Raw genomic sequence first — 5,462 nt, 5'->3', positions numbered from 1 at the left:
AGCGGATATTTCCTCGGGGCAGGCATCGTCTGGGCTCCTCTCATGAAACCCATCTGACCTGCTGTCACCTTTCCCCGCATCTCGGGGGAACCTCACCTGGAGACGATATGCCTAACGAAACGTACCTTGCCACCGTGTGCGAGCACCTGGCAGCCGACGGGCTGCGACCGGGTCCCTGGCAGACCTACGCACGCCGGTGGGCGCGCCAGGCCGGGAAGCCGCTCAGCGGCTGGCTCCTGAATGCGCCGGTCATCGATCTCTACACAGCTGCGGAGGCAGCAGGGCTCCCCCTGCCCGACGACACACTTGACGAGGTCGTCGGGGATAACCTCTTGTCCGTTGTTCTCGCGGCGCACGCGGTACTCGGTATCCGCGGCCGAAGGCACCGCACTGGTTCACCTGCAATCGGTGAGGCCCTTGGTGCGATACCTGGTCGCACGGTCGGGGACGAGGCGTTAAATCTGATGGTGAGGCAGATCGGTGAGAACTCCTCTGCTGGGTTTACGCGCATGCTGTTCCAACTGCACCACGTCGAAAGCGACGTTGACCTGCGCACGGTTGCCGCACTCGCCTATGGGACGGCTCGCCGTACGGTCAGACTGCGGTCCAATCCCACCGGACACGGACCTGAGACCGGGGAGTGGATGCCGGCGCGCGAGTTTTCGCGCATGGTGTTCCTCACGCGTCGCCGGGCGGCACCCGAAGAGGAGAGAGGTTGAGAGCTTCCAGCGCAGTGAGCGGTTGCCCGGTGGTGGGGTTCGAGGGTTCTGCGCGACGTGCCAGCCCGGGTAGGTCCGGAGCGGGTGGGGGATCGTCGCTGGCCCGGATGCGTTCAATGACCCAACGGTCGGTTCGAACGTCGAATCGCCTGGTGACCAGGGCGCGGGCGGATGATCTCGACGTCGATGCCCAGAGTGGCACCGTGCTCGACGACGGCATTCTTATGGCCCTGTCGGCCCAGGCATTGCGGACGGTGCGGTGGTTTGCAGAAACCCTGGTCAGCATCAGTAGGCCAGCGTTGTTGTTTCACACGCTCGCCGCAGTGACGGCGCTGTCGGCACCGTCGGCGGTTGGGCCCGGTGCTGGCGGACTTTTACGTACCCCGCCGCTGATTTGAAGCACGCGCCCGGGTGCTGGATGAGGGTTGCCGGGTACCGGGCGATGCCTCGCCGGGGCAGGATGTCAACGCGTGTTGCCCAGCTCACTGCACCACGACTTCGCGTCGCTGAGGTATCGCACGCTGTACGCCTCTACGCGCCCCGTCTTGTCCTTCGCGATCCAATGAGACGGGCGGCTGACGCTGCTTCCGCGGAGACTGGGCTCGTATACGGGCGAGATTTCCCAGCGCTTGTCCGTCGACTCCCAGTCACCCGTGTAAGGGTTCTTCCGCCATTTCAGCTTGGTTGCCATCTCTCCTCCTACGGCCTGCCACCCTCAGCGCGGGTAGTCCAGTCCCCCCACGGACGCCCCGGAGCGATGCCCGGCTTCTGGCTTGCACATGAGAACCGCATGGCGCCGAACATCACGCCGTTCCGCTCGGTCCAGGAGCACGCGACCACCTCGGGCCTTGCCCGTCCGTCTCGGTGGCAGTCGGCTCAGGAAGCCCAGCCATCTTGGGTGTGACCCTCTGCCTGTCCTCGTACTCGATGACATGGTGTCCGCAACCGGACAGCGTCGAGCGGACTTGGCGGCCTACCCTCCGGGCCGCGGCCGGATCAGCTCCGCTGATCCCCGCTCCGCCGGCGGAGCAAGGGCAGCGCCCCGGCGCGGGTAGCCGGTGTCGCAGATATTTCCTGGGACGTACCCCGGGGATCAGCTGGCGCATTTCGGAGAACCTCTCCGTGCAACAGTCACGGGGCGGCCCCCGGCCGCCAAGGCCCTGCACGATCACCTGGCCGTATCCACTGACGAGTTGGTTCGGCGCCGACACGCTGGAGCTCCGGTCCACTCGACCGCCGCTCGCGGGACCTCTTCCGGCTTGGCCGGCGAGGTTTTGTAGAGGAACTGCAGCGTCTGCCTCCCACCGGGTCTCGTCCACCAAGCGGCTATGCCGCTCGCGTCGTCCTCTTGCGCACCGCCGAAGACCGGGGCTTCAGACAGGGGATGCTTGCTGCGACCGAAGGCCAACTCACCTGAGAACCCCGTCGTTGCCCCTCTCCAGCACTGTTTCCCGCAAGACAGAAGCGACCTCTGACAGCAGGCACAAGTCCGTACTGGTTCAGGTGGGGGCGGGTGGTCAGGGGATTCGTACGGTGGCGCAGGTGAACGTCGTGTCCTGGAGCAGCGCTGGAGTGATGGCGATACCGGTCAGGTGTTCCGCCAGGGCGAACGCCGCCTGCGGGGAGAGGTCCGGTTCCGGGTCCTCCACCTCGAGATGGAAGCCGATCCGTCGCATCACGTCGAGGAGTTCGTCGGGTGCGGCGCCCCAGCGGTCCTCCGGGAACATGGGGTCGAAGCACAGTCGCAGCACCTGGTCCTCTGCCCAGAGGAACGTGCCTACGGCGTTGATGTTGGTGAAGTGAGAGATCCAGCTGGTTCCGGCGGAGGCCGGCAGCGCTTGTTCTTCGGTGACCCCGAGGTAGCCGTTGGGCTCGATCAGCAGCGTCCAGGTACCCATAGTCGTCATAGCAACCAGCTGTCGGTCCCCCTTTTCCTGGTCGTACTGGGCGAAGGCGGCGTCGACGACTGCGCGCCACCGCTTGCGCGGGCGGATGCGGTAGTACAGCTTGCCGGTGGCCAGATCGAGGGCGGCGAGCATCTGCCTCACTCCACCGTAGCGGTTGTAGGTGGCCCGCAGCCTGCGCGGACGCCTCACCGGCCCCCACGCCTTGCCCTTGCGGGGCATCAGGTTCAGCGGCCCGAACTCATCGACGCATATCACCCGTCCGTCGGCGGGCGGGGTGTCGTACAGCGCCAGGACGCGGTGCATCTTGGCGATGAACTCCGGGTCGGTGGACGTCTTCCACGTGGTGGTGGTCTTCCAGGAGATCTTGCCCTCGCGCAGGATCCGGCGCAGGGTCTCCCGGCTGATGGCTGCGGTCACCTTCTGCTTGACGAGGTGGTCGGCGAGCTTGCTCAGGCTCCAGGTGGAGAAGGCGGTGATCTTCCAGTCGGCGGGGGACGTCCGGGCGATCAGGCAGATGCGCTCGCGCACCGTGTCACTGATCGCCCTGGGGCGTCCCCCGCTCCATTTTGGGTCCAGTGCGTCCAGCCCCTGCACGTTGAAGGCGTGGATGACATCACGGACGTAGTCCTCGCTGACCTGCATCAGCACGGTGATGTCCTTGACCGTCTGGCCCTGGGCGGACATCAGCACCACGATCGCCCGACGGAGTTTCACCGGGTCCTTCGCGGTCCGGCTGATCCGCTGCAGCTTCCGGCCCTCCTCCATGCTCACCGGCCGGACGAACACACTCGGTCGACGCCCCACGACCACCTCCAAGATCAAATCTTGGGAACAGTCTGGCCCACGCGCAGCAGGCCGATTACCCGACCAAGGCTGCGTGACGAGCCACTAGCTCGTCGCGCAGGGTGCCCCGCAGCGTGTCCAGCTGACCGTCGTCGATCGCGTGATGGACTCCCTGGACCGTGGAGTGCAGCCAGTCCCCGGGGATCACACCGAGCTTGTCGCCGTACTCGGCGAGCAGTTCGTGATGGGCCCTGGCGTACTCACGGAACTCCGGATACTCGCTCAGCAGCACCAGGACGTGCGGGAATGGGCCTCCGCCCTCCCAGATCTTCTTGGGGACGAAGAAGTTCTCCAACGCCGTGCTCCTGTCTGTCGTCTCGTGGGATTCCGCTCTGGAGGGTAGTGGCCGCAGGCCGTGGCGCGGGGCGTTCACGAATCCTCTGGAAGGGCGACGTGCTCGATGTCGTCCGCGCCTGACGGGGCATGCCGGCGCCGAAGCAGTAGCGATGCGCGGCGGTCCGGCGCCCGTCCGAGCGGAGTGGGATGTCGTAGTGCTGATCAAGGCGTTCCGCCTACTCGGTCCCACGCTCCGGCTGTCGACCGGGACACTATGGACTGATCACCAGGCACATCGTTATCATCCACTGAGTGTGCCGTCTGCAGCTCAACACGCTTGTGCTACAGACACCTTGCCGGTACGCAGCAGGGTTGACACGGTGCTGTCGCGGATCGGCGTCGAGTTGAGCAACAGTGGTTACGGGGAGCGGAGATGTCGACCATCGGGCTGGCCGCAGCCATCGAAGAGCTGAGGGAAGAGCTCTACCAAGCACAGGCTCAGAGCGTCCGGCAACAGTTCACCTTCCAGATCGAGGAAGTCCAGCTGGAGCTGCTGCTCGAGCTCCGGGACGGACTCAAAGGCGACGGCAAGCTGAACTTCGGCGTGGCGACGACAGGCGCGAGCGGCGAGCACTCCACCGCTCGCACGCACAAGCTGACGTTGAAGCTGCAGGTCAAGGACCGTGCCACAGGGGGCTCGAGCCCTGAGATCAGCCAGGACGTGTCAGGGTCCTGGGTCGACGAGGATTGAGTTGGACCAGCGGAGACTGGCACTCATCCGCAGTGGTGGTGTCGACAAGTATCGCTGCGTCGGCACTGGTTATCTGATCGCGCCTCGTCTGGTGCTCACTGCCCGGCATGTTGTGGTGGACAAGAGCAGCGGTGAGCCCTGGTCGAAGATCAACGTACAGGTGGGACACCCCCGGGATTCCGACGCATCGCCCCGCAGGGCGACCGTGCTGTGGACGCATGCCCAGGGTCGTGACGTTGCTCTGCTGCGGTTGGGGGACCCGATTGAGGTTTCCGGGACGGTGAAGTGGGGCCGCCCTGTCGGCAGCGCTCCTTTGCGATATCAGGGACTCGGATATCCACTAGCAACCGTCAAAGAGGGGCAACGCAGCGTCGAGCATCTGAGGGGAGTGCTGCCTCCGCTGGCCGGCGGTGCCGACGCCCGGGATCTCTACGTCCTGGACCAGGATCCAGCCCCGGGGAAACCCGCGGACGGCAAGCGGGCGTGGTCTGGAGCATCTGGCAGCGCGGTCTTCTGCGAGGGCCATCTCGTCGGCGTAGTCATCCACGACGACGACGCCTTCGATAACCGCCGTCTGCACGCCTGCCCGGTTCACTCCTTCGCTGACGACCCGTATTTCGTGGATCTCCTGCAGGAATACGGCGCGTGCTCACCTCAGCTGATCGACATCAGTGCGGCACCATCGTCGGAGGAGAGCGCAGATTCCGGACAGGCCGTCCGCTTCGGCAGGCCGCCCGCCGCGCGGACACTCACGCAGGCAGAGGAAGAGCTCCTGCGCCCGCTGTGGGCGTTGCTCGAAGACCCCTCCCTGCGTGTGGCCCATGCGCGGCCCCTCGTGCAGCGACTGGGGTATTTGGTGCCCGCCGACTACTAGGGCTTGGTCAGGTCGGTGTTGACGATGCGTGTCCTGTGGGTCTGGAGTGTCGTTGAAGGCATGTGACTCCGGAGGAACTTGCATCTGTGCGT

At 65.5% G+C, this 5,462-nt stretch carries 6 protein-coding genes; 4 read left to right on the top strand and 2 right to left on the bottom strand.

The annotated features are described in order from the left end of the window. Positions 1–107: 107 nt before the first annotated feature. Positions 108–719: a hypothetical protein gene (locus tag ACFC79_RS37990; RefSeq protein ID WP_376249814.1), complete on the top strand. Its 612-nt coding sequence runs from the start codon at positions 108–110 to the stop codon at positions 717–719. 152 nt (positions 720–871) lie between these two features. After that, positions 872–1,117, top strand: coding sequence for a hypothetical protein (locus tag ACFC79_RS37985; RefSeq protein ID WP_376249812.1), 246 nt, complete (start codon positions 872–874; stop codon positions 1,115–1,117). A gap of 1,119 nt (positions 1,118–2,236) precedes the next feature. On the opposite strand, the gene ACFC79_RS37980 is transcribed toward ACFC79_RS37985, so the two are convergent. Continuing rightward, a complete protein-coding gene (locus tag ACFC79_RS37980; protein WP_376249811.1) occupies positions 2,237–3,430 on the bottom strand; it encodes an IS630 family transposase in 1,194 nt (397 codons plus the stop codon). 55 nt (positions 3,431–3,485) lie between these two features. Beyond that, on the bottom strand, positions 3,486–3,764 hold the full coding sequence (locus ACFC79_RS37975) for a hypothetical protein (RefSeq protein ID WP_376249809.1): 279 nt from the start codon (positions 3,762–3,764) through the stop codon (positions 3,486–3,488). A gap of 414 nt (positions 3,765–4,178) precedes the next feature. On the opposite strand from ACFC79_RS37975, the gene ACFC79_RS37970 reads away from it, so the two are divergent. Further along, the gene (locus ACFC79_RS37970; RefSeq protein WP_376249808.1) at positions 4,179–4,496 is read left to right on the top strand and encodes a trypco2 family protein; all 318 of its coding nucleotides are present in this window, start codon (positions 4,179–4,181) and stop codon (positions 4,494–4,496) included. 1 nt (position 4,497) lies between these two features. Then, positions 4,498–5,370, top strand: a complete 873-nt coding sequence (locus ACFC79_RS37965; protein ID WP_376249806.1) for a trypsin-like serine peptidase — start codon at positions 4,498–4,500, stop codon at positions 5,368–5,370. The last annotated feature ends 92 nt before the right edge of the window (positions 5,371–5,462 follow it).

This window comes from Streptomyces sp. NPDC056061, from assembly GCF_042266885.1.
Taxonomy (GTDB): domain Bacteria; phylum Actinomycetota; class Actinomycetes; order Streptomycetales; family Streptomycetaceae; genus Streptomyces.
Note: the sequence above shows the minus strand (reverse complement) of the source record. Positions and strands in the feature narration are given on the sequence as shown.

Excerpts from the sequence above, each read along its gene's own strand:
- ACFC79_RS37970 (WP_376249808.1), top strand. The coding sequence starts at position 4,179 with ATGTCGACCATCGGGCTGGCCGCAGCCATCGAAGAGCTGAGGGAAGAG.
- ACFC79_RS37990 (WP_376249814.1), top strand. The coding sequence starts at position 108 with ATGCCTAACGAAACGTACCTTGCCACCGTGTGCGAGCACCTGGCAGCC.